Below are 22,182 nucleotides of genomic sequence, written 5' to 3' on the forward strand. Positions count from 1 at the left end.
GCTGCCCTGTGAAAATCATCAAAAATTATCTTTACAATGTGGGCTATCAAGTCCTTGTGATGATTTTACCACTAATTACCGTCCCTTATATAGCACGTGTAATTGGGGCTCATGGAGTAGGTGTGAACGCCTATACGAATTCAATTATTCAATATTTTATTCTATTTGGCAGTATAGGTGTCAATTTATATGGGAATCGGTCAATTGCTTATGTGAGAGATAACAAAAAAGAAATGAGTAAAGTATTTTGGGAAATAACCGTTTTGAAAGTAATAACGGTTACCTTGGCTTACCTTGCTTTCTTGCTGTTTCTTTTATTTACGAATAAATATCAACATTACTTTTTATATCAATCTATTCTAATCTTAGCCGCAGGGCTTGATATATCGTGGTTGTTCATGGGGATTGAAGATTTTCAAAAACCAGTTTTAAGAAATATGCTCGTTAAAATCGCTTCTGTCGTACTTATTTTTAGTTTAGTAAAGACATCGAATGATTTGGGCATGTATATATTGATTACATCAGGATCAATTTTTATCGGAAATCTTACCCTGTGGCCTTACCTGAGAAAAACAGTTCGTCGAATTCATTTACGCAAATTACAAATATGGAAACATCTGCGTCCATCTCTTAGTCTATTTATACCTCAAATAGCTATTCAGATTTATCTGGTATTAAATAAAACGATGCTAGGGGCACTTGTATCAGTTACCTCAGCCGGATATTTTGACAATGCAGATAAACTTGTAAAAGTAATCTTGGCGGTTGTTACAGCAACTGGAACAGTCATGCTTCCTCGAGTAGCTCATACATTTGCTAAAGGAAACAATGAAAAAGTAAATGAATATTTGTACACATCTTTTGATATGGTAAGCTTGATTGCTACTCCGATGATGTTTGGCTTAATGGCTATTTCACCAAAGTTTGCTCCCTGGTTTTTTGGTCAAAATTTCTTGGGGATTGAAACATTGGTAATGGTCCTTTCGCCTGTTATACTATTGATAGGCTGGAGTAATGTTACCGGACAACAATATCTTATGCCTACACACAAGATGAAATATTTTACCTATTCAGTGACAGTAGGCGCGGTGGTTAATTTGCTGTTAAACATACTTATGATTCCTTTATGGGGAGCGGTAGGTGCATGTATTGCTACTGTTATTTCTGAGGCATTAGTATGTATTGTTCAGTTCTATTCAGTGAAAAAATTTATTCCAATAAAAAAAATGTTTTTAAATATTTGGAAATATTTGGTTGCAGGAATTTTGATGTTTGTAGCAGTTTATTATCTAAATGTGACTTGGCAGTTTAGCATGATGTATTTGTTCATTGAAGTTGTTATCGGTATTTTGATATATACTTTCGTTATTTTTTTATTAAAACCTACAAGTTTAACTGTTTTGTATAAATTTATTAAACGATAGTTTAAAGTCATGAGATAGACTTTTTTCTCATATCTTTTTATGCTATTATATATGTTGTCTCAAAATCCAGACGAATGTCTAGAAAAACAAGAGATAGGATGAACACAGTGGAAAATAAACAAGTAAAAGTTAGAAGTACTTTAGTAACAAAAGAATATGACTTATATAAGAAAAAAGCAGATAAAATAAAAGCTTTGTTTAAATTTTACCGAAAAGATATTCCAAATTTTTGGGCGTTAAAAGGTGTCAGTTTCGAAGTTCATGCTGGAGAATCTGTTGGTATTATTGGAATCAACGGTTCGGGGAAATCAACATTATCTAATGTGATAAGTGGAATTATTCCTCCAACTTCAGGTACAATGGAGGTCAACGGCGAAACATCTATTATTGCAATTGGTGCTGGATTAAAGGTACAACTGACTGGAATTGAAAACATTCGATTAAAGGCACTAATGTCCGGAATGACTAATAAAGAAATTGATGCAAAAATGGAAGAAATTGTTTCTTTTGCTGATTTGGGAGACTTTATCAATCAGCCAGTTAAAAGCTATTCAAGTGGGATGAAGTCTCGATTAGGTTTTGCAATTGCTGTTCATAATAATCCTGATATTCTAATTATTGATGAAGCATTATCCGTTGGTGATGATACATTTTATCAAAAATGTGTCGATAAAATTATGGAATTTAAAGAACAAGGGAAAACAATCTTCTTTGTTAGTCATGCCTTGGGACAGGTGGAAAAGTTGTGCGATAAAACCATGTGGATGCATTATGGTGATTTACGTATGTATGGACCGACGGATATTGTGATGAAAGAATACCGAGCTTTTATCGAGCGGTTTAAGAAACTTTCAAAAAAAGATCAGAAAGAGTATCAAGAAGAAAAAAAAGACGCGCAGAAAGAGTTTACACTTGAACAGCTTTCTAATAGTTGTCTTTCTGATGGTGAATTAGAAAAGCAAGACTTATCAGATAGTGAGATTCAATCAAATCTTAAACGAACTCCTTTGGGTGAAAAGATGAGTTTAGTGACTAGTATTATTTTAGTCCTTTCTGTTATTAGCTTATTCTTCTTAACCGTGGTTAGTTTTAGTGGCAGATCGCTCACTTATGCGTTAGTAAATCCTGTCACTACTTTTAAACAAGCAGGTAACGGAGGAGAGGCAGCTAGAGAAAGATTAGCGAAACAGAAACTTGCCGCTCAAGTAATTCATGTAGGAAGCAAGTATAAAGCAAGTAAAGGTGAGTCGCTTGTAGATATTGCTCAAAAACATGATGTTTCGCTAGAAAAGCTAGCAAAATTAAATAAACTATCTGAGGATACAGTGCTAACTGAAGACAAGGTTATTAAGATTCCTCTCAATAAGTAGTTTAGAGAGCAAAGGAGAAACAACGTGAAAGAAATAGTCGCAGTAATAAAAGAACAATTCTTACACATCGGAATGATTTTTCGGATGTCGAGATATGAAGATAAAGCCACCTATCAAAGTCATTATCTGGGACTTGCATGGCAAATATTGAATCCCGCGATTCAAGTTGGTATCTATTATTTGGTTTTTGGTGTTGGTGTTAATGGAAGCCGGGAGATAAGCGGTGTTCCTTTCTTTGTATGGATGCTTACGGGGATTATTGCATGGTTTTACATGAATACTTCAGTATTAGGTGCTTCTAACAGTATTCATCGACAAGTAGGAATGGTTGCAAAAATGAAATTTCCAGTAAGTGTTCTTCCTACAATAAATATTGTAAGTAATCTGTCCTCTTATTTTCCAATGATTGGAATTTTATTAGTTACTTTGTTTGTATCGGGTGTTACTCCGTCCATATATTGGATACAGTATATCTATTACTTTTTTTGTATGATTGTATTTATGTTTGCATTTGGTCTATTAAATGCCACAATCACGGTCTTGATACGTGATTATCATATCTTTTTGCAGTCAGTTTTGCGGTTGCTTTTCTATGTTTCTGGTCCAATTTGGGATATTAACAACAGAAACTTACCAGATAAACTGGTAAATGTACTAAAACTAAATCCTTTTTATTATATCATCGAAGGATTTCGAGATACATTTTTATCACGAGGCTGGTTCTGGGAAAAAGGAACATACGGGTTAATATTCTGGTGTATGGTGTTAATTCTTTTAATATTAGGTAGCCATTTACACATGAAGTTTAGAGCAAGATTTGTCGATTATATTTAAACGGTAAAGAGACTGGAAAGTCCATCAAAGCTGATGGACTTTCCAGTCTCTTTCAGATTGTCATCAAATAATACAGGCGAGCCTTTTTGCGTTCTCTCAAAAATCAGTTATCTACCTCTTTTCATTAAGAAAGTAAGGTGATGAGAGTCTAGCTTCCAAGCTTTAGTCAGTAGAATATTTTGTAAAGCAATCTAGGTCGTTCTTTTTTCAAGCGTTAAACTATTTATTTTTTTGATAATTTCACAACGACTTCACAACGTGCAGTTTGAGGAAACATATCTACTGATTGTAGATAATCCACAGTAAAGACAGTTGTCAGTTCTTTTAAGTCACGTGCAAGTGTAGATACATTGCAAGAGATATAAACCATCTTTTTAGGAGGTTGTTTTTTGAGTGCTGTTAGTAATTTGCTGTCTAGCCCTGTACGTGGGGGATCAACAATGAGTGCATCGGGTTTAAATCCTTCTTTAAACCATTTAGGTAATAGCTCTTCAGCAGTTCCTACTTCGTAATGTGTGTTTGAAAATCCTAAACGTGCGGCATTCTCTTGCGCGTTGAAGATGGCTTGTTCAATCGTATCCATTCCTCGCACTTCTTTTGCCAAGCCTGCAATACTTAGACCAATCGTTCCAACGCCACAGTAAGCGTCCACTACTGTTTCCTCTTTTTTCAAATCAAGTGCTTTGATGCCTTCTTCATAAAGTACACTTGTTTGCTGAGGGTTTAACTGAAAGAAAGCTCGAGCAGAAAGATCAAATACAACTTGATTGATTTGTTCTTCAATAGCTTCTTTCCCCCATAGATGAAATGTATCTTCTCCCATAATTAGTGAAGTTTTTTTACTTTGAACATTTTGCATAATAGAAACAACTTTCGGCAGGCGTTGATTCATTTCTCTGATTAAAGCATTCTTCTGTGGAAATTTTGGCGTTGAGGTGATGAATACAACTTGAATTTCCTGTGTTTGAATACCAATACGTACCATAATTGTTCGGAAGATTCCGCTGTTTTTGCGCTCATCGTAAATGGGTAGTTCATATTTGTTCAAAAGTTGTACGATAGTATTCATAACATTAGTTGTCTGTTTTTCTTGAACGAGACAGTTATCTATAGATACCAAATCATGAGAATCCGCACGATACAACCCTGCCTCTACACGCTTTGTTTGAGGATTTTGTCTGAGCTGAAATTGTGCTTTATTTCGATAATGCCACGGGTCTTTCATTCCTAGTGTCGGACGTAGTTCGTAGGATGTATAATTTTCAGGTTTGAATTTTTCTAGAGATTGCTTCAATAAATCACGTTTAAAATCAAGTTGCGCAGGATAAGAAAGGTGCTGGAGTTGGCAGCCACCACAAGCCTCATACACGCTGCAGGGAGGTTCTACGCGCTCTTTGCTTTCTTTAAGAATCTTTACAAGAGTCGCTTCAGCAAATTTTGGCGTCAATTTTGTAATCTTCACTTGAACTTCTTCTTTTGGAAGAGTGTTGGGGACGAAAATAATCAGACGTTTATAGTAACCGATTCCTTCGCCATTAATTCCTAATCGTTTAATTTTCAAAGGGATAGTTTGCCCCATTTTCACAATTGTTGTCATAATTTCTCCTTGCTTATATAAAAATGAACTAAGGATAGTTTACCACAGTTTTTTCGATTTGTGAGAGATTCTATGGTATAGTAGAATGTACGTTCGATGAGGAGTGATAAAATGATTACGGTTGTCAGAATTGCAAAGGGAAAAGGTCCTTTTTATACTATTCAGCTATCCGAAGGTGAGGATTTGCGTGTTTCAGAGGATATTCTTGTTCGTTATCGTTTACTAAAGGGACAGGAAATCTCGGAGCAGACCCTTGATGAGATAAGAAAAAGCGGAGGTTATGATTACGGTTTACAGATGGCGATGAATTATTTAAGCTATCAGCTTCGGACAGAAAAAGAAGTTCGGACTTATTTAAAAGAAAAAGAGATTGAGCGAGACGATCGTGATAAAATAGTCATAAAATTGAAAGAATTAACCTTGATAAATGATTTAGTTTATGGTGAAAGTTATGTCCGTACGCAGGTAAGGATTAGTGATAAAGGTCCTCAAACAATTAGTCAGCAATTAAAGCTAAAGGGACTAAAACCAGAGGAAATTGAACAAGCACTGACGTTTTATCCTAAAGACTCTCAGATTGAAGTTGCTCAGCATACTGCGGAAAAGAGTTTGAAAAAAATTCATGGAAAGAGTCAAAGAGAAACCATGCAGAAGGTTAGACAAACGTTGATGCAAAAAGGATTTTCTCCTGATGTAATTACAAGCGTGATGGAAAGAATTCCTTTTGAAATAGAGGAAGAAGAAGAGTATGCAATTCTAGTACAACAGGCAGATAAGCTGTGGTGCCGTCACGAGCGTTTAGACGCTTCAAAAAGAAATATGAAGATAAAGCAGTCTCTTTATCAAAAAGGTTACAGTTTCGATGACATACAGCGATATTTGGATGAAAAGGAAGTAAGTAATGACTAAAGAAAAAATTTGGGAACAATGGGACAAAAAGAAGAAAGAACAATTTCAACAGACGTTCATTGAATGGTATGAACGCGAGAAAAGGAATCTTCCTTGGCGAGTGAACCAAGATCCTTATAGAATTTGGATTTCTGAAATTATGCTTCAACAGACAAGGGTAGAAACAGTTATTGACTATTTTTATCGATTTATGGAGTGGTTTCCAACCATTGAAGACCTTGCAAATGCAGCTGAAGATAAGCTTTTGAAATCTTGGGAAGGCTTAGGCTATTACTCGCGTGTAAGGAATATTCAAGCTGCGGCAAAACAAATTATTGAAGAACATGATGGGAAAATGCCTGATACCATTGAAGAGATTAGCAAGTTAAAGGGAATAGGGCCGTATACTGCAGGAGCAATTGGGAGTATAGCTTTTGGATTACCTGAGCCTGCAATAGATGGCAATGTTATGCGGGTAGTTAGTCGTCTATTTTGTATAGAAGAAGACATTGCAAAGACTAGCAGTAGAAAAATATTTGACGAAGCGATGCGCGCAATTATCGATGAGCAACATCCAGGTGAGTTTAATCAAGCCTTGATGGATTTGGGCTCACGTATATGTAAACCTACCTCCCCAAAGTGTGAAGAATGTCCGATTCAAACGTATTGTAGCGCTTTTTCAAAGGGCATACAGACTGACTTTCCTGTGAAATCAAAAAAGGCAAAGCCCAAAAATGTTTACTACTTAGCAGGTGCGATTGAAAATGATGATGGTGAATTTTATTTAAAACAAAGAGAAAAAACGGGTCTTTTGGCAAATATGTGGACATTTCCACTAATAGAGGTTTCTGAATTTGAGTATCAGACCTATAAAAAACAGTGGGAAAAAGAAGCAGAGATGACTTTGTTTGATTCAGTAGCGGAAGATGAAGAATTAACAATTTTCCCTGAATACCCTGTAATTTGGCAGAAACGACATTTGGGAGAAGTTACTCATATCTTTAGTCATTTAAAATGGCATATTCTTTTATTTTATGGACGATCAAAAAAAGAATTTACTACAGAAAATAGGAGTCAATGGCTAGTGCAAAGCGATTTTAACTCTTTGGTATTTCCTAAACCGCAGATGAAGCTAGTCGAACAACTAAAGAAAAATGAGACGCATGGAAATCATTAGTAGGCAAAGTAAGAAATTATTGTTATAATAATTTACGATGTCGGTGTACTAAACACCCAAACAAAAAACAGGTATCTGTTGAGGGAAGGGTTACTATGCGAGTTCCTAGAGAAGGCGAGTTTGTAACAATTCAAAGTTACAAGCACGATGGCAATTTGCATCGGACGTGGCGAGATACCATGGTATTAAAAACAAGCGAGTATTCTATGATTGGCGTAAACGATCATACACTAGTAACTGAGTCAGATGGACGACGTTGGGTGACTCGTGAACCAGCAATTGTGTATTTTCACAAAAAATACTGGTTCAATGTAATAGCAATGATTAGAGAAAAGGGTGTTTCATATTATTGTAATCTTGCTTCTCCTTATTTACTCGATGAAGAAGCCTTGAAATACATTGATTATGATTTAGATATCAAAGTATTTCCTGATGGTGAAAAACGTTTGCTTGATGTGGATGAATATGAATTCCACAGCAAAATAATGGAGTATCCTAGTGATATTGATTTTATTTTAAAGGAAAACGTAAAAATCCTTGTAGATTGGATTAATAATGAAAAAGGCCCATTCTCTGAAGGCTATATTGATATTTGGTATGATCGCTACAAGCAATTGTCACGTAAATAAGAAGTAACTGCCAAGAAAATTCTTGGCAGTCTTTTTGTAGTGTGTTAAATAAGAATAAAGCAAGAATTTGGGAGTTATCATTAAATAATGAAAAAGAAACCATAAAAAAACTTAGCTTTCCATCTCTTTACATAAAAGGACTACCACCTTGAATTACTAACCATTTGCGGTATGGGGAATACGGAAAAGCGTGTGATATATTTTATTGTAGATCTTTTTCCATACTGAGATGTTCAATTCCTGCATCAATAAACGGTTCGCCATAACTTTTATAACCCATTTCTTGATAGAAGCTAATAGCAGTCTTTTGAGCTCCTAATTTAATTTTATTGAAGCCCTGTTCTTTCGCAAATTTTTCTGCCTCTGAAATCAGTTGTTTTCCATAGCCGTGTCCACGAAATTTTTTTTGAACAGCCATTCGTTGTAATTTTAATTCATTTTTTTCCAAAGGTAACAAACGAACGGTTGCCATAGCTTCCTGATCATCGGAATAAAGAACGAAATGAACTGCGTAAGCCTCATCCTTATCAATTTCACGTTGAAGAGGAACACCCTGTTCCACTACAAAGACCTGGTTTCGTATGCGTAATGCATCCAGATAAATCGTATTTAGCGTATCTTTTGTTTGAACGACTTTCATATTCTTCACTCCTATTCTACTTTAGTATAAACAAAAGTTTTTCATTGGCAACTATCAAATGAGAGAAAAATAACTTAGATAGGGTGAGACAAGCTTTTTATAGAAAGATGTTTTATACTTAAACTAGAAAAGAAAGGAGGAAATAGTTTGTTTGAAAAACTTCGAAATTCTAAATTAATGTTTTGGTCATTAGAGCTTTTAATTATCGCGACTTTCGCGTTTATGTTGACCAAAATTAACTTTTTATTTGCTCCAGTGGGGACTTTTTTCTCTACATTATTTGCTCCGGTGCTAATTGCTGGTTTTTTGTTTTACCTTTTAAATCCTATTGTAAAATTTTTGATGCGGTTTAAAATCCCACGAATCTATGCAATCATTCTTGTATTCGTGCTATTGGTATTGGCGATTGTTTGGATTTTTCTTAGTTTTATCCCCAGTTTGATTAACCAAATATCATCACTGGCTTCTAATATGCCAACAATCGTGAAAAATACTCAGGCTTGGTTAACAGAGATGAGCAATCTTCCACTATTTAAAGAAGTGGATATTAAAAAGTATATTGAACAATTAGATTTATCCTATGGCGATATTATCCAAAACTTTTTAAGCGGCTTATCGAGTGGCTTGGGGTCAATTGTTGGAACGATTGCTTCCACAACAATGGTTATCTTCACCGTACCATTTATTTTATTTTATATGCTGAAGGATTCAAAACGACTTGTTCCAAATATAAAACGATTCTTTCCAGAAGCACGACGAACACAGATTGTCGAACTGTTGGGACAATTAAATCAAACACTTGCGAATTATATCAGTGGTCAGGCAATTGAATGTGTATTCGTTGGAACCTTTACTTTTTTAGGATATCTCATTTTAGGGGTAGATTATGCATTTTTATTTGGTGTTATTGCTGGATTAACAAATCTTATTCCCTATTTGGGTCCCTATCTAGGGCTTGCCCCAGCATTTTTAGTAACGGTGTTCAATTCACCTTTTCAAGCGCTAATGTGTTGTGTAGTTGTTTTAGTAGTTCAACAGCTTGACGGGAATATTATCTATCCAAATGTTATCGGAAAATCACTTCAAATCCATCCATTAACAATTATTTTAGTATTGTTAGTTGCAGGAAACCTTGCCGGTCTGCTTGGTATCTTTTTAGGAATCCCTTTTTATGCCATCTGTAAAACAATTGTGGCTTTTGTTGTAAAGGTTGTTCGAGAAGATTATGGGAAAACAAAAGAAGAAGAGAATCCATTGGAAGAATAGTTTATATTGCAATGGAATTCGCTTTATGATAACATTTTAACGTGGCTACTTTTAGCCACGTTTTTTTCTATAAAAAACAAATGAAAACTATAAGGAGAGAATGCTATTATGAATGCTGACCCTGACAGTCAGTCGCTATTAGCGCAAGTTTTACTATTAGTTGTTTTAACACTGATTAACGCCTTTTTGGCTGCTTCAGAGATTGCGGTGGTTTCAATTAATAAAAACCGTGTGGAGCAAAAAGCTGGGGATGGAGATGTAAAATCACAAAAACTACTAAAAATACTGCAAGACCCAAATAATTTCTTGTCAACAATTCAAGTCGGAATTACTTTGGTTAACATTTTATCAGGAGCATCATTGGCCGATACGCTATCTGTGAAACTAGCACCCTATCTTGGCGGTGGTAGTGCTGGGAAAAATATTGCGAATATTATTGTCTTAGCAATTTTAACGTATGTGTCCATTGTTTTTGGAGAGTTATATCCAAAAAGAATTGCGCTAAACAAGTCAGAAGAAGTAGCAAAAGCAACTTCTGGGTTTATCAGAGGGATTGGAATTGTAGCCAAGCCGTTTGTCTGGTTGCTATCTGCTTCAACGAATCTATTATCTCGTCTAACACCAATGGAATTTGATGATGAGGACTCTAAGATGACGCGTGATGAAATGCGGTATATGTTGGAAACTGAAGGTGTTTTAGATAATGATGAATTAGAGATGTTACAAGGTGTCTTTTCTCTAGATACAAAGGTTGCCCGTGAAGTGATGGTTCCACGTACGGACGCATTTATGATTGATATCAATGATACAATTCAAGAGAATATTAACGAGGTTCTTTCAGAAAACTATTCAAGAATCCCCGTTTACGATGAAGATAAAGATAAAGTAGTGGGTGTACTTCATACGAAAAATCTATTAAAAGCTGCGCATATAAATGGATTTGATAATTTAGATTTAAGACAAATTATTCAAGAACCTTTATTCGTACCTGAGACTATTTTTATTGATGATCTTCTTTATGAATTAAAGAAAACGCAAAACCAAATGGCCATTTTACTAGATGAATATGGCGGGGTTGTTGGATTAGCAACGTTAGAGGATTTATTAGAAGAAATCGTTGGTGAAATCGATGATGAATCTGATGAAGTAGAGAAGCTTTATGAAAAAGTTGGAGAAAATGAGTTTCTGGTACAAGGTAGAATGCTAATTGACGAGTTTAATGAGGTTTTTGAAACGGACTTGCATATGAGCGATGTTGATACAATGGCGGGCTACTTGATTACTGCTTTAGGAACTATACCAGATGAAGGTGAAAAATTATCCTTTGATGTAGATAATATCACATTAATTTCTGAGGAGATGGAAGGGTCTCGAGTTCTTGTACTTCGTGTATTTTTCCATGATCCTGAAGACAAAGAGGTTGAACCAGAGGAAGAACGTCGGCTATTTCGTAAAGAATTTGACGAAGATGAACCAAGAAGATAATCAAAAACCAGTAGAATTGTTAATGAATTCTGCTGGTTTTTCCTATTTATATAGAATGTAAAGAGAACTAGTGAGAAAATTTAATAAGAATTAAGAAAAAGGGAAAATTACAGAGAACAAGTATTTATTTTTCTATAGATTCCATGATATACTGGGCTAGTTAGAGAATTCGAGTGTTTGCCACTTTGAATTTTATAAGATCTATGGAGGGAAACCTCATCTACTTTAAGTAACAGAAATGGAGCCGAAAATGAATAATCCTAAATTAAACGAACAAGTTGATGCTCGTCGAACATTTGCTATTATTTCCCATCCGGATGCTGGGAAAACAACGATAACAGAACAGCTGCTTTTATTTGGTGGTGCTATCCGCCAAGCTGGAACTGTAAAAGGAAAGAAAACAGGAAACTTTGCAAAATCTGACTGGATGGAAATAGAAAAACAACGTGGGATTTCTGTAACCAGCTCAGTAATGCAATTTGATTACGAAGGAAAACGTGTGAACATCTTGGATACACCAGGGCATGAAGATTTTTCTGAGGACACGTATCGGACGTTAATGGCTGTTGATAGTGCAGTTATGGTAATTGATAGTGCTAAAGGGATTGAAGCTCAAACCAAAAAGCTTTTTCAAGTTGTCAAAAAAAGAGGAATTCCTATCTTTACTTTTATCAATAAACTAGATCGAGATGGTCGCGAGCCTCTCGATTTATTAGAAGAGCTGGAAGAGTTGTTAGATATTGAATCGTATCCAATGAACTGGCCTATTGGTATGGGAAAAGGGCTAGAGGGACTTTACGATATTCATAATAAACGAGTGGAATTATATCGTCCAGAAAATTATGATGGAGAACGATTCATTCCTCTAAATGAAGATGGTCAAATTCCAGCAGATCATAAGCTTTCAGAAGATGGCATCTATCAGCAGGTTTTAGAGGAAGTAGAGTTGTTAAAAGAAGCTGGTGATGCATTTGATGTAGAAAAAATTGCAGCAGGAAATCAAACGCCTGTATTTTTTGGCTCAGCACTTACAAATTTTGGTGTTCAAACGATGTTAGAAACATTCTTGCAGTTTGCTCCCAAGCCACATGCCCACAAAACAGAGTCCGGCGAAGCAGTAAGTCCTTATGAAGAAGAATTTTCGGGGTTTGTTTTTAAAATACAGGCAAATATGAACCCTGCTCATCGAGATAGAATCGCATTTGTACGTATTTGTTCTGGAACTTTTGAGCGAGGAATGGATGTTGTTTTAGAACGAACAAATAAGAAAATGAAATTAAGCAATGTGACTCAATTTATGGCGGATACCAGAGAAAATGTACAAGAGGCTGTTGCTGGTGATATTATTGGTGTATATGATACCGGAAATTACCAAATTGGGGATACAATCTATGAAGGAAAATTAAAAGTAGCTTATGAGGAACTGCCATCATTTACGCCAGAGCTCTTTATGAAAGTTGCTTCAAAAAATGTTATGAAACAAAAGTCCTTCCACAAAGGAATTTATCAATTAGTACAAGAAGGTGCCATTCAGCTGTATAAAACATATTTAACTGATGAGTACATTATCGGAGCTGTTGGACAGCTTCAATTTGAAGTATTTCAATATCGTATGTTAAATGAATATAATTCTGAGGTTGTGATGACACCGATGGGAAGTAAGATTGCCCGTTGGATTAAACCTGAAGATCTAGATGAACGAATGAGCTCAAGTAGAAATATTTTGGCGAAAGATCGTTTCGATCAGCCTTTATTCTTATTTGAAAATCAATTTGCAATGCGTTGGTTTGCAGACAAGTATCCAGATGTAGAATTAAAAACTCTACTATAGAATAAATCTGTATAGGCGAAGGAGTATGTCTACACGACATATCGCTCATCAGCAGTGGATTTTATGAAGAGATCGGGATAGAAGCCTTCAACTCAAGTATGTATCATGCGTAGAAGATGATGAGAGCGAAACGAAGAGAAGGAACTCATCACGTAGTGTAGATGAGTTCCTTCTCTTTCCGTCCTTTAGTAAGAGTTTATTAGGGTGAGGTATAACTTAATTGGTTATGTCTCACCTTCTTTTAGGTTATATATTAATCATACAAGGATTTATAACAAAGCTTCTTTTATACTAACGACTTTATTCCAAGTAACACGATCTCAATAGTGCAAGCTACTATTTGAGGTCGCTGTTTTTATTTCAATACTATTTTTTGAAATGAGAACGAACAAACTTTGCCGTTGAAAAAGTGAGTACGAGAACTCCCGAAAAAAGGAATAAAAACCCAATAGGAATAAGATAAAAATTTTCGTGTAGAATTCCTGACGAGTCAATATATTCTACTGAACTTGCTTTAATAAAAAAGCAAGCAAATCCAAAAAAGAGTAGAAAAGTACCAATTACTGCGGTAATCATATTAAATTTAGCTCTTCTTGTCTCGCTACCATCTTTAATTAATTTTTCTGCCATAATGTTTCTATTTTTTCCTCCTAAAATCAATTCATCAAGCGAAATGTAAAACATACTAGAAATAAGGATGAGCATCTCCAAGTCAGGAAGATTCCGGTTATTTTCCCAATTAGAAACTGCTTGCCGAGTGACACCTAAACGTAAAGCAAATGCCTCCTGTGTTAATTGATTATTTTTTCTTAATTCCTTTATTTTTTCACCAAATTCCATTGTGTACGTTCCTTTCGTTAATGTAGTTTTATCATAGAGAAAAAACACTTAGTCTACAAGACAGCAGTACTTGCTTTCCTCTAGAAATAAGAAGAAAGGGATACTTGCGGAGAAAAAATAGCTATAAAATAAGAGAAATCCAATGAGAATATGACTTACTACGTTTCTTTTACTGATACCAAAAAAATGTAAAGAATTTCTAAAAAAGTATAAAGTAAAATAAAACGGATGTCTAACATTAAGAATAAAAAAACAGCTTCTGATAGCTGATTCCACATTTTATCCAACGAATAATTTATCAAATCTTTTTAGCAAATAGTTAGTCAAAAAAGTAGAGGATGGGGATGGTTAATCTTTCAAAATGGTTAATTAATCATTTTCCTTACTCTTTTAAAAAGATAAAGCAAGTATTCTTTTTTTTTGGTCGAAAATCTATCCTTTATTCGATAATTCATTTTTTCAAAATATCGATTTTTGCATGGTATTATATGAATTATTACTATAAAGGAGCGCTTATATGGTACAGAATATCTTGTTAAACGAAGAAGGAAAAACAAAGTTGAAAATTTTAAACAGGGTTCGTGAACTAGGGAAAGGACAGTATCCCATCTATTTTTTTGAGAATGAGTTAGGATTTTCATATGTGAAAACTTCCAAGCTTATCCACTCGATGGATATGGAATTACAACAGTTAGATCCACATTTTCATCTTCTAAATGACAGAGACAAAATAGAGATAAAAGGAGATATTCCTTATTTTGAGGATTATCAGCGTTTTTTATGTAGACAAAGTTTATCTTACCGCTTCTTATTATCAACTATTCTCTATCCCAATAAGAGTATGGCTGATTTTTGTATAGAAGAAAAACTAAGTCAGTCCTCTGTTATGAGACGATTGCGACCCCTTATTTCGTATTTAAAGGAGAGTCATATCCGACTGAATTGCTTACAAATGAAGCTTACTGGAAAAGAGAGTGTTATTCGTATGATTATCACTCACTTTATATGGTATGTCTCTTTTGGGGAAGATTTAACAAACTATTTTGCAAAAGAAAAAGAATTACACATGGAAGAGTTATTTTCGCCAGAAGATAGCCGTTGGATGATTTATGGAGAGGAGAAGGAATGGAATGTTTATCAGGGAGTGGCGCTCTTAAGGATTCAACAAGGCTATGTTATAGATGAGAATATTTTCCAGACGTTTTCCTTGCCTGTGATTAACAAAAAATTCAGGGAAATCTTGACTGAGCAAAAATTGAGTGAAACAGCAATTCAACGAGAAAATCATTTTATAGGCTATGCGATGTTCTATAAAATTCAGTATTTCTCGATTCATGATCCTCGATTGAAATATGTCAAAAAGTATCTTGAAACCAATAAAGTAGTCAGCGAGCATACACAGAATTTTTATGATTTTTGTGTAAAAGAATTATTTTCTACAAAGATTTCGTCTGAACAGAATAAATTAATCTGGATTGATTTATTTAACTTATTTTTAAAGAAAGATGTTTTTCCTGAAGTAGTGTTTAGCTACAATCTTTCAACAAGTACATTAATGACTCATTATCATCCTATGCTGCTTAAATTGAAAAAAAAGATTAATCAGTTCTTAGATCGGGAATATAGATTTGAGTCAGCTCGTTTGAAAGAAAGAGAGGACTTGTTGATTTTACTTTCAGCGATTGTGTTACCCTATTTTGAAGAAAAAAAGGTAAAAAAGACTGTTCATTTAGGAATAGCAGGAGTTCAAGATGAAAGTCTCTTACATTTTTTGTTCTATCATCTGAAACAAATAACAGGAATAGAGATTGAAATTTGTGGGAATAAGCTTGATAAGGAATACGATTTACTATTAAGCTCAGCTACGAAGTTTTTGCCTGAACCTATGACGAGACCTTACTATATTCTGGATACGGAAAATATGCAGATGCTTCATCATATTCAGAAGAAGATAGATAGTTTGTTGCTGGAAAATTAATCTAGGGAAAACAGAAAGATACGTTCATTTATGCTAAATAAAAATATTTAGAAATGAAGTAGCAGGATTGAAATCGAGTAGACCAATCTAGACATGGAATTCGAGTATAAAAAGATTCATTTCCTGTCATATATGAATTGAAAAAGAAGGAGCAAAACGAGTGTAGTTTCGTTTTGCTCCTTCTTTTAGTTATAAAAATCTAAATTGCGACGCCATTTCGTTGATTCACTTTAGGAATAGATATTTCTATCGTTCCATCCATTTCAACTGTTTTAATCTCATCTAAACGATAAGAGTCAGCAGTCAATTTTTTAATAAAATGGGATTTGATTTCTTCAATTTCTGAAGATTTCAGGTTACGCTTTTTATTAACAATCAGAATTTCATCATGCATTAGCGCAGAAGTATAGACAACTGTCGTATTACCAGCAGAGTAAACCTTAACCATCTCAGCATCTGTGTTTTCTAATTGATTCATAACCAATCTAGAATGGCTATTTGTAACGTTTACGAGTTTCATGCTGCTCACCTCACTAAGTAAATTTGAATCTTAGTATATTCTGTTTCTATTATAAAATTTTTTTATGAAAATAGGAAGAATTTTGACTTAAAAATACCCAAAAAAAACAATAAAAGAGTAAGTTGATTCTAATAGTAAGCGTACAAAAAAGACTAAGTGCCTGTTTATAGGCACTTAGTCTTATAACAAAATAATTTTATTGTGGTGCAGGTTCATCGGAAACGTCGCTTGATTCCTTCACTAGACGTTCAGGTTTAGATGTGATAAGAATTTTTCCATCCTTATCTAATTTTGCTTTCAAATCATGGATAGTTGGATGATCTAGATAAAATTCGGCAATACCATCTTCAATTTGTTCTTGGATGGTTCTTCTCAATGGACGTGCACCCATGGAAGGATCATATCCTAAATCTACCAGTTTTTCCTTCACGTTTTCGGGTACATCAATAGTAAGATGTTGAGAGATAAGCAAGTGGTTTACTTCATCTAACATTAGACTAACAATGTTCATCAAGTTTTCTTTGCTTAATGACTTGAATTCAATAATCCCGTCAAAACGGTTAAGAAATTCTGGGGTAAAGTAATTGTTCAATTGGTTTAACACGGAGCGAGTAACCCCTTCTCGTGCAGCCCCAAAACCAACATTAGCCTCCACGTTTCCTGTACCAGCGTTACTTGTCATTATAATTAATGTATCTTTGAAGCTTACTGTTCGACCCTGCGCATCTGTTAGTCGTCCATCATCAAGAATTTGTAAAAACATATGAAGGACATCAGGGTGCGCTTTTTCAATTTCATCTAAAAGAATTAAGCTGTATGGATTACGGCGTACCTTCTCAGTTAGCTGACCTGCTTCATCATAGCCGACATAGCCAGGAGGTGAGCCAATAAGTTTAGAGACACTGTGTTTTTCCATATACTCAGACATATCAAAGCGAATCATTGAATCCTCTGAACCAAACATTTCATAAGCAAGTTGTTTTGCTAGTTCCGTTTTTCCGACTCCTGTTGGACCTACAAATAAGAAAGAGCCAATAGGACGGTTTTGCTTTCCTAGACCCACACGATTCCGGCGGATAGCTTTTGAAACTTTTTCAATTGCTTCATCTTGTCCAATTACATGTTTTTTCAAATCATCAGAAAGATTCTTCAATTGTGTTTGTTCTTTTTCTTTGAGCTCCCCTACAGGAATACCAGTTTTTTGTTCAACAATTTGCTCCATATCTTTTTCAGTGATGACAGGTGTTTTTTCATCGCTTACTTGTTTATCCTTCATCGTTTGCAGTTTGTTGATTTGATCTCGGTAATAGGCAGCTTTTTCAAAATCTTCTTCTTGAGAAGCTTGTTGCTTTTGCGCTTCTGCATCTGCCAATTTTTTCTCAATCATTTTTGGATCAACAATTTGAATCGTTAAGTTCATTTTAGAACCAGATTCATCTAGTAAATCAATGGCTTTATCAGGTAAAAATCGATCTTGAATGTAGCGGTTTGAAAGAACAGCTGCAGATTTAATCGCTTCATCTGTATATTTCACATGATGAAAATCTTCATATCGTTTTTGTAATCCTTGTAAAATGGAAATTGTTTCCTCCACACTTGGTTCATCTACACGAACAGGCTGCATACGACGCTCAAGAGCGGCATCTTTTTCGATGATACGATATTCATTTAGAGTCGTAGCACCTACCATCTGTAATTCTCCACGAGCTAGAGCAGGTTTTAAAATATTGCCTGCATCCATATTCCCATCTCCAGCAGAACCAGCACCGACGATTTCATGCACCTCATCTATAAATAAGATGACATTTTCAGCTTGCTTAATTTCTTCAATCAATTTTTGCATTCGTTCTTCAAATTGACCTCGTATTCCTGTTCCTTGAACCAAAGAAACGACATCTAATCGAATGACTTCTTTATCCATAAGTTTTTGAGGAACATCCCCATCAATAATCTTTTGTGCCAGTCCTTCGACAACCGCTGTTTTACCTACACCAGGTTCACCAATCAGGACAGGGTTATTTTTAGTACGGCGATTCAAGATTTCTATAATACGTTTAATTTCTTCATCACGACCAACGACAGGATCGATTTCACCTTTACGAGCAAGTTCAGTAATATTAATACCATACTCACCTAAAAGGCCCTTTGCAGGTTGTCCACCATGTGGAGGTTGACCATTATTAAAATTATTACCTCCGCCAAATTGAGTAGGAGGAGTCTGTTCATTAGGAATACCTTGGTTTTGCATTTGGCGTGACATTGAACGGAATAAATCGTCTAAACTGCCGAAACCAAATGGGTCTTGTTGTGTCATACGTGGCTGTTCTCCATTTCGTTCATTTTTTAGTTTTTGATAGCAACTCTGGCAGTAGTCGAGTTGTTTGCGTTGACCATTAACATTCGCGTATAGGTGAATGGTTGCTTCATTTGTTCCACAATTAATACAAAGCATAAATCCTTCACGTCCTTTCAGAATGATTGTTACTAGTAGTTTATCGCGAAATTTCTCTTTTTGTAAAAAGAAAACGCTTGGTAAATTCGGCCGATATATAGAAGTGAAGAATTCATTGACCAAATTTGACCTTTAAGTTTATTATACTTATTTTTTTTACGCATGCAAGTTTTTAAACTTCAAAAAATGGAGGAGAATAGGTTCCTTTTTTCAGAATAAAAAAACGATGGATTAGTAGTTCAAAAAATGGATATATTTTAGTGGAAAATGGATATAAAGAAACGAATCTCTCCTTACTAAAGAATAGGGGGAAAAGACCAATTGAATTGCTGAATATTGGAAATATTATGAAATAGGAGGGTTTTTGGCTCATTTTGAGGGAAAAGTGTTGTATCGTTAACAAAAAAATGGTAATCTTTACAATTGAAAGGGTAGAAATTTTCACGGTTCTATTAGGCTGTAAAAAAAGAAAACCCTCACAATAAAAATACACTTTTATTATAAAGGAGACCGATTAACATGGAAAACAAACAATTTCACGTAGTAGCAGAAACAGGGATTCATGCACGTCCAGCTACATTATTAGTACAAACAGCTAGCAAATTTAACTCTGATATTAACTTAGAGTACAAAGGTAAATCAGTAAATCTTAAATCTATTATGGGTGTTATGTCTCTTGGTGTTGGCCAAGGTTCTGACGTAACAATCACTGCAGAAGGTGCTGACGAAGCAGATGCAATGGCTGCTATCGTTGAAACAATGCAGAAAGAAGGATTATCTGAATAATGGTTGAAATGCTAAAAGGGATTGCCGCAAGCGATGGCGTAGCCGTAGCAAAAGCTTACCTGCTAGTTCAACCGGATTTATCATTCAGTAAAGTAACAGTAGAAGATACTGCTGCTGAAGAAGCTCGCCTAGACAATGCCTTGGCAAAATCTACTGAAGAATTACAAGCAATTCGGGAAAAAGCAGCGCAAAGCCTCGGTGAAGCAGAAGCGCAAGTATTTGATGCCCACTTGATGGTTCTTTCAGATCCAGAAATGGTTGGTCAAATCAAACAAAATATTCAAGACAATAAGGTAAATGCTGAGTCTGCTTTAAAAGAAGTTACTGATATGTATATTGGTATGTTTGAAGCGATGGATGACAATGCGTACATGCAAGAAAGAGCTGCGGATATCCGAGATGTTGCAAAACGTATTTTGGCTCACTTGTTAGGTGTTACTTTACCTAATCCGTCTATGATTAATGAAGAAGTTGTTGTTGTGGCACATGATTTAACACCAAGTGACACAGCTCAATTAGATCGTAAGTACGTTAAAGCGTTTGTCACTGATATTGGCGGACGTACGTCACATTCTGCAATTATGGCACGTTCTCTTGAAATTCCAGCAATTGTTGGAACGATGGAGATTACAGCAAAAGTTAAAGCAAATGATATTTTAGCTGTTAACGGGATTGAAGGGGATGTCATTATTGACCCTACTGAAGACCAAAAAGCTGAATTTATTAAAGCTGGAGATGCTTTTGCTGCTCAAAAAGCAGAGTGGGAAAAATTAAAAAATGCAGCTACAGTGACTGCTGATGGCAAACATTTTGAATTAGCAGCAAACATTGGAACACCTAAAGATTTAGAAGGAGTTCATAACAATGGAGGAGAAGCTGTAGGATTGTATCGTACTGAATTCTTATATATGGATTCACCAGATTTTCCAACTGAAGAGGACCAATATAAAGCTTATAAAGCAGTATTGGAAGGAATGGAAGGAAAACCAGTCGTTGTTCGTACAATGGATATTGGTGGAGACAAAGAATTACCTTACTTGCAATTACCACATGAAATGAATCCTTTCTTGGGTTACCGAGCATTGCGTATCAGCTTATCAGAACAAGGAGACGACATGTTCCGTACGCAAATGCGTGCGTTGCTTCGTGCATCTGTTCATGGTAACTTGCGTATTATGTTCCCTATGGTTGCCACACTGAAAGAATTCCGTGCTGCAAAACAAATCTTTGTAGACGAAAAACAAAAATTGGAAAGTGAAGGAACGAAAGTTTCTGATACGATCCAAGTAGGAATTATGATTGAAATTCCAGCAGCAGCAGTAATTGCTGATAAATTTGCTAAAGAAGTTGACTTCTTCAGTGTTGGAACAAATGACTTAATTCAATATACAATGGCTGCAGACCGTATGAATGAACGCGTTTCTTACCTATATCAACCATATAACCCATCAATTTTACGTTTAATTAAGAATGTAATTGATGCAGCACACGCTGAAGGAAAATGGGCTGGTATGTGTGGAGAAATGGCTGGAGATCAAACAGCAGTTCCATTATTAATGGGTATGGGATTAGATGAATTCTCTATGAGCGCTACATCTATTCTTAAAACTCGTAGCTTAATGAAGCGTCTGGATACAACCAAAATGGCTGAACTTGCTAACCGTGCACTAAATGATTGTGACACAATGGAAGAAGTCGTTGAATTGGTTAACCAATACGTTGATTAATCATTACTAATAGAAGCGTAAGTGAGTTCGATATTGTTCTCGCTTACGTTTTTTTGCGCTGTTTGAACACCTCTGTCAGTTGCTAGTTGGAGGTTTCTAAGTCAACGAATGTGCAAAAGTAGAATCGAGTGTTTATAGATGGGCGTATGAAGTGAAGATTTTTAATTTAAAACAAGCCTTCAGAGTAGTGAAAAAAGTTCTCATTTCATTGTTATTTAGTAAAAATATGAAATTGAAGAGTTTAGACATGTAACAGTGTCTTAAATTCTTTTTTATTTTCTGTAAGCTTATAAGGATTTTGATTGTTCAGAACAGATTGAGCTGAAAACAAATGGTGCGTATGGAACAACAGTATTATTTGGTTATTTCCAAATGATATTGGCATCTATTTGGTTTAACCGTTCTGTAAACTTGCAATTTATTTTCCATAAAACTTTTTTTTAAAAAAGCTAAAAAAATAGCACATTTGTATGAAATATAAACTAAAATTTCCATTTCTACTCAATAAACTCGTGTTTGTTTAACTAACAGTTTTGTCATATAAAAGTAATTTTTTACAGATAAAGGTTGATTTAGAGGGGTTCAAGCGTAAGATCAGGTTTTTTTAGAAAAACTAAGACCTTAGATTGAGTGACACAGAAACCAGCTATGATATAATATGGATAACAAATTCAAAGAATCATTGTCTCATTCATTCAATTTGTTTCAATATATTGCAATTATTTAAGTATTTTTAGA

The 22,182-nt window shown here is 35.1% G+C and carries 16 protein-coding genes and 1 pseudogene; 12 read left to right on the plus strand and 5 right to left on the minus strand.

Annotated features, from left to right (window positions below; genetic code table 11):
- Window positions 1-8 precede the first annotated feature (8 nt).
- From I589_RS15390 to I589_RS15400, 3 genes and pseudogenes are all read left to right on the plus strand, one after another.
- Window positions 9-1,424 carry a flippase gene (locus I589_RS15390; protein ID WP_010767227.1) on the plus strand — a complete coding sequence of 472 codons (1,416 nt, stop codon included), beginning with the start codon at window positions 9-11 and terminating at the stop codon, window positions 1,422-1,424.
- 98 nt (window positions 1,425-1,522) lie between these two features.
- Window positions 1,523-2,569: pseudogene (gene tagH, locus I589_RS15395) on the plus strand (teichoic acids export ABC transporter ATP-binding subunit TagH); the annotation flags it as partial.
- Between the two features lie 249 nt (window positions 2,570-2,818).
- On the plus strand, window positions 2,819-3,628 hold the full coding sequence (locus I589_RS15400; protein WP_010767229.1) for an ABC transporter permease: 810 nt from the start codon (window positions 2,819-2,821) through the stop codon (window positions 3,626-3,628).
- 223 nt (window positions 3,629-3,851) lie between these two features.
- On the opposite strand, the gene rlmD is transcribed toward I589_RS15400, so the two are convergent.
- Window positions 3,852-5,228 (minus strand): 23S rRNA (uracil(1939)-C(5))-methyltransferase RlmD, encoded by a 1,377-nt coding sequence (gene rlmD, locus I589_RS15405; RefSeq protein ID WP_139242879.1) that lies wholly within the window; start codon window positions 5,226-5,228, stop codon window positions 3,852-3,854.
- Window positions 5,229-5,336: 108 nt separating this feature from the next.
- Between rlmD and recX the strand changes: the two genes are divergently transcribed.
- The 3 genes from recX (at window position 5,337) to ntdP (ending at window position 7,919) form a co-directional block, all read left to right on the plus strand.
- On the plus strand, window positions 5,337-6,134 hold the full coding sequence (recX, locus tag I589_RS15410) for a recombination regulator RecX (RefSeq protein ID WP_010767231.1): 798 nt from the start codon (window positions 5,337-5,339) through the stop codon (window positions 6,132-6,134).
- The gene (gene mutY, locus I589_RS15415) at window positions 6,127-7,290 is read left to right on the plus strand and encodes an A/G-specific adenine glycosylase (protein ID WP_010767232.1); all 1,164 of its coding nucleotides are present in this window, start codon (window positions 6,127-6,129) and stop codon (window positions 7,288-7,290) included. Before recX ends, mutY begins: the two co-directional genes overlap by 8 nt.
- Window positions 7,291-7,385: 95 nt before the next feature.
- Window positions 7,386-7,919, plus strand: coding sequence for a nucleoside tri-diphosphate phosphatase (gene ntdP, locus I589_RS15420; RefSeq protein WP_010767233.1), 534 nt, complete (start codon window positions 7,386-7,388; stop codon window positions 7,917-7,919).
- A 202-nt stretch (window positions 7,920-8,121) separates the two neighbouring features.
- Here the strand turns inward: ntdP and I589_RS15425 are convergent, their stop codons facing one another.
- Complete coding sequence (locus tag I589_RS15425; RefSeq protein ID WP_010767234.1) at window positions 8,122-8,559, minus strand: GNAT family N-acetyltransferase; 438 nt, start codon at window positions 8,557-8,559, stop codon at window positions 8,122-8,124.
- Window positions 8,560-8,706: 147 nt separating this feature from the next.
- Between I589_RS15425 and I589_RS15430 the strand changes: the two genes are divergently transcribed.
- From I589_RS15430 to I589_RS15440, 3 genes are all read left to right on the plus strand, one after another.
- On the plus strand, window positions 8,707-9,825 hold the full coding sequence (locus tag I589_RS15430) for an AI-2E family transporter (RefSeq protein WP_010767235.1): 1,119 nt from the start codon (window positions 8,707-8,709) through the stop codon (window positions 9,823-9,825).
- A gap of 108 nt (window positions 9,826-9,933) precedes the next feature.
- The gene (locus I589_RS15435; RefSeq protein ID WP_010767236.1) at window positions 9,934-11,310 is read left to right on the plus strand and encodes a hemolysin family protein; all 1,377 of its coding nucleotides are present in this window, start codon (window positions 9,934-9,936) and stop codon (window positions 11,308-11,310) included.
- 250 nt (window positions 11,311-11,560) lie between these two features.
- Entirely contained in the window at window positions 11,561-13,141 is a 1,581-nt protein-coding gene (locus I589_RS15440; RefSeq protein WP_010767237.1) for a peptide chain release factor 3, read from the plus strand.
- A gap of 366 nt (window positions 13,142-13,507) precedes the next feature.
- Here the strand turns inward: I589_RS15440 and I589_RS15445 are convergent, their stop codons facing one another.
- Window positions 13,508-13,981 carry a DUF3955 domain-containing protein gene (locus tag I589_RS15445; RefSeq protein WP_010767238.1) on the minus strand — a complete coding sequence of 158 codons (474 nt, stop codon included), beginning with the start codon at window positions 13,979-13,981 and terminating at the stop codon, window positions 13,508-13,510.
- 517 nt (window positions 13,982-14,498) lie between these two features.
- On the opposite strand from I589_RS15445, the gene I589_RS15450 reads away from it, so the two are divergent.
- Window positions 14,499-15,959, plus strand: coding sequence for a helix-turn-helix domain-containing protein (locus I589_RS15450; RefSeq protein WP_010767239.1), 1,461 nt, complete (start codon window positions 14,499-14,501; stop codon window positions 15,957-15,959).
- Between the two features lie 199 nt (window positions 15,960-16,158).
- Here the strand turns inward: I589_RS15450 and I589_RS15455 are convergent, their stop codons facing one another.
- Together I589_RS15455 and I589_RS15460 are read right to left on the minus strand one after the other, a co-directional pair.
- On the minus strand, window positions 16,159-16,479 hold the full coding sequence (locus I589_RS15455) for a DUF1827 family protein (RefSeq protein ID WP_010767240.1): 321 nt from the start codon (window positions 16,477-16,479) through the stop codon (window positions 16,159-16,161).
- Between the two features lie 196 nt (window positions 16,480-16,675).
- Window positions 16,676-18,931, minus strand: coding sequence for an ATP-dependent Clp protease ATP-binding subunit (locus I589_RS15460; RefSeq protein WP_034685508.1), 2,256 nt, complete (start codon window positions 18,929-18,931; stop codon window positions 16,676-16,678).
- 519 nt (window positions 18,932-19,450) lie between these two features.
- Between I589_RS15460 and I589_RS15465 the strand changes: the two genes are divergently transcribed.
- The gene (locus tag I589_RS15465; protein WP_010767242.1) at window positions 19,451-19,717 is read left to right on the plus strand and encodes a phosphocarrier protein HPr; all 267 of its coding nucleotides are present in this window, start codon (window positions 19,451-19,453) and stop codon (window positions 19,715-19,717) included.
- The gene (gene ptsP / locus I589_RS15470; protein ID WP_010767243.1) at window positions 19,717-21,444 is read left to right on the plus strand and encodes a phosphoenolpyruvate--protein phosphotransferase; all 1,728 of its coding nucleotides are present in this window, start codon (window positions 19,717-19,719) and stop codon (window positions 21,442-21,444) included. Before I589_RS15465 ends, ptsP begins: the two co-directional genes overlap by 1 nt.
- Window positions 21,445-22,182 lie beyond the last annotated feature (738 nt).

The organism is Enterococcus phoeniculicola ATCC BAA-412 (assembly GCF_000407505.1).
Classification (GTDB): Bacteria; Bacillota; Bacilli; order Lactobacillales; family Enterococcaceae; genus Enterococcus_K; species Enterococcus_K phoeniculicola.

Coding starts and splice junctions, on each gene's coding strand:
- I589_RS15445 (WP_010767238.1), bottom strand. CDS start 13,981: ATGGAATTTGGTGAAAAAATAAAGGAATTAAGAAAAAATAATCAATTA.
- I589_RS15425 (WP_010767234.1), bottom strand. CDS start 8,559: ATGAAAGTCGTTCAAACAAAAGATACGCTAAATACGATTTATCTGGAT.
- ntdP (WP_010767233.1), top strand. CDS start 7,386: ATGCGAGTTCCTAGAGAAGGCGAGTTTGTAACAATTCAAAGTTACAAG.
- I589_RS15440 (WP_010767237.1), top strand. CDS start 11,561: ATGAATAATCCTAAATTAAACGAACAAGTTGATGCTCGTCGAACATTT.
- mutY (WP_010767232.1), top strand. CDS start 6,127: ATGACTAAAGAAAAAATTTGGGAACAATGGGACAAAAAGAAGAAAGAA.
- I589_RS15435 (WP_010767236.1), top strand. CDS start 9,934: ATGAATGCTGACCCTGACAGTCAGTCGCTATTAGCGCAAGTTTTACTA.
- I589_RS15455 (WP_010767240.1), bottom strand. CDS start 16,479: ATGAAACTCGTAAACGTTACAAATAGCCATTCTAGATTGGTTATGAAT.
- I589_RS15460 (WP_034685508.1), bottom strand. CDS start 18,931: ATGCTTTGTATTAATTGTGGAACAAATGAAGCAACCATTCACCTATAC.
- I589_RS15450 (WP_010767239.1), top strand. CDS start 14,499: ATGGTACAGAATATCTTGTTAAACGAAGAAGGAAAAACAAAGTTGAAA.
- ptsP (WP_010767243.1), top strand. CDS start 19,717: ATGGTTGAAATGCTAAAAGGGATTGCCGCAAGCGATGGCGTAGCCGTA.
- I589_RS15465 (WP_010767242.1), top strand. CDS start 19,451: ATGGAAAACAAACAATTTCACGTAGTAGCAGAAACAGGGATTCATGCA.
- recX (WP_010767231.1), top strand. CDS start 5,337: ATGATTACGGTTGTCAGAATTGCAAAGGGAAAAGGTCCTTTTTATACT.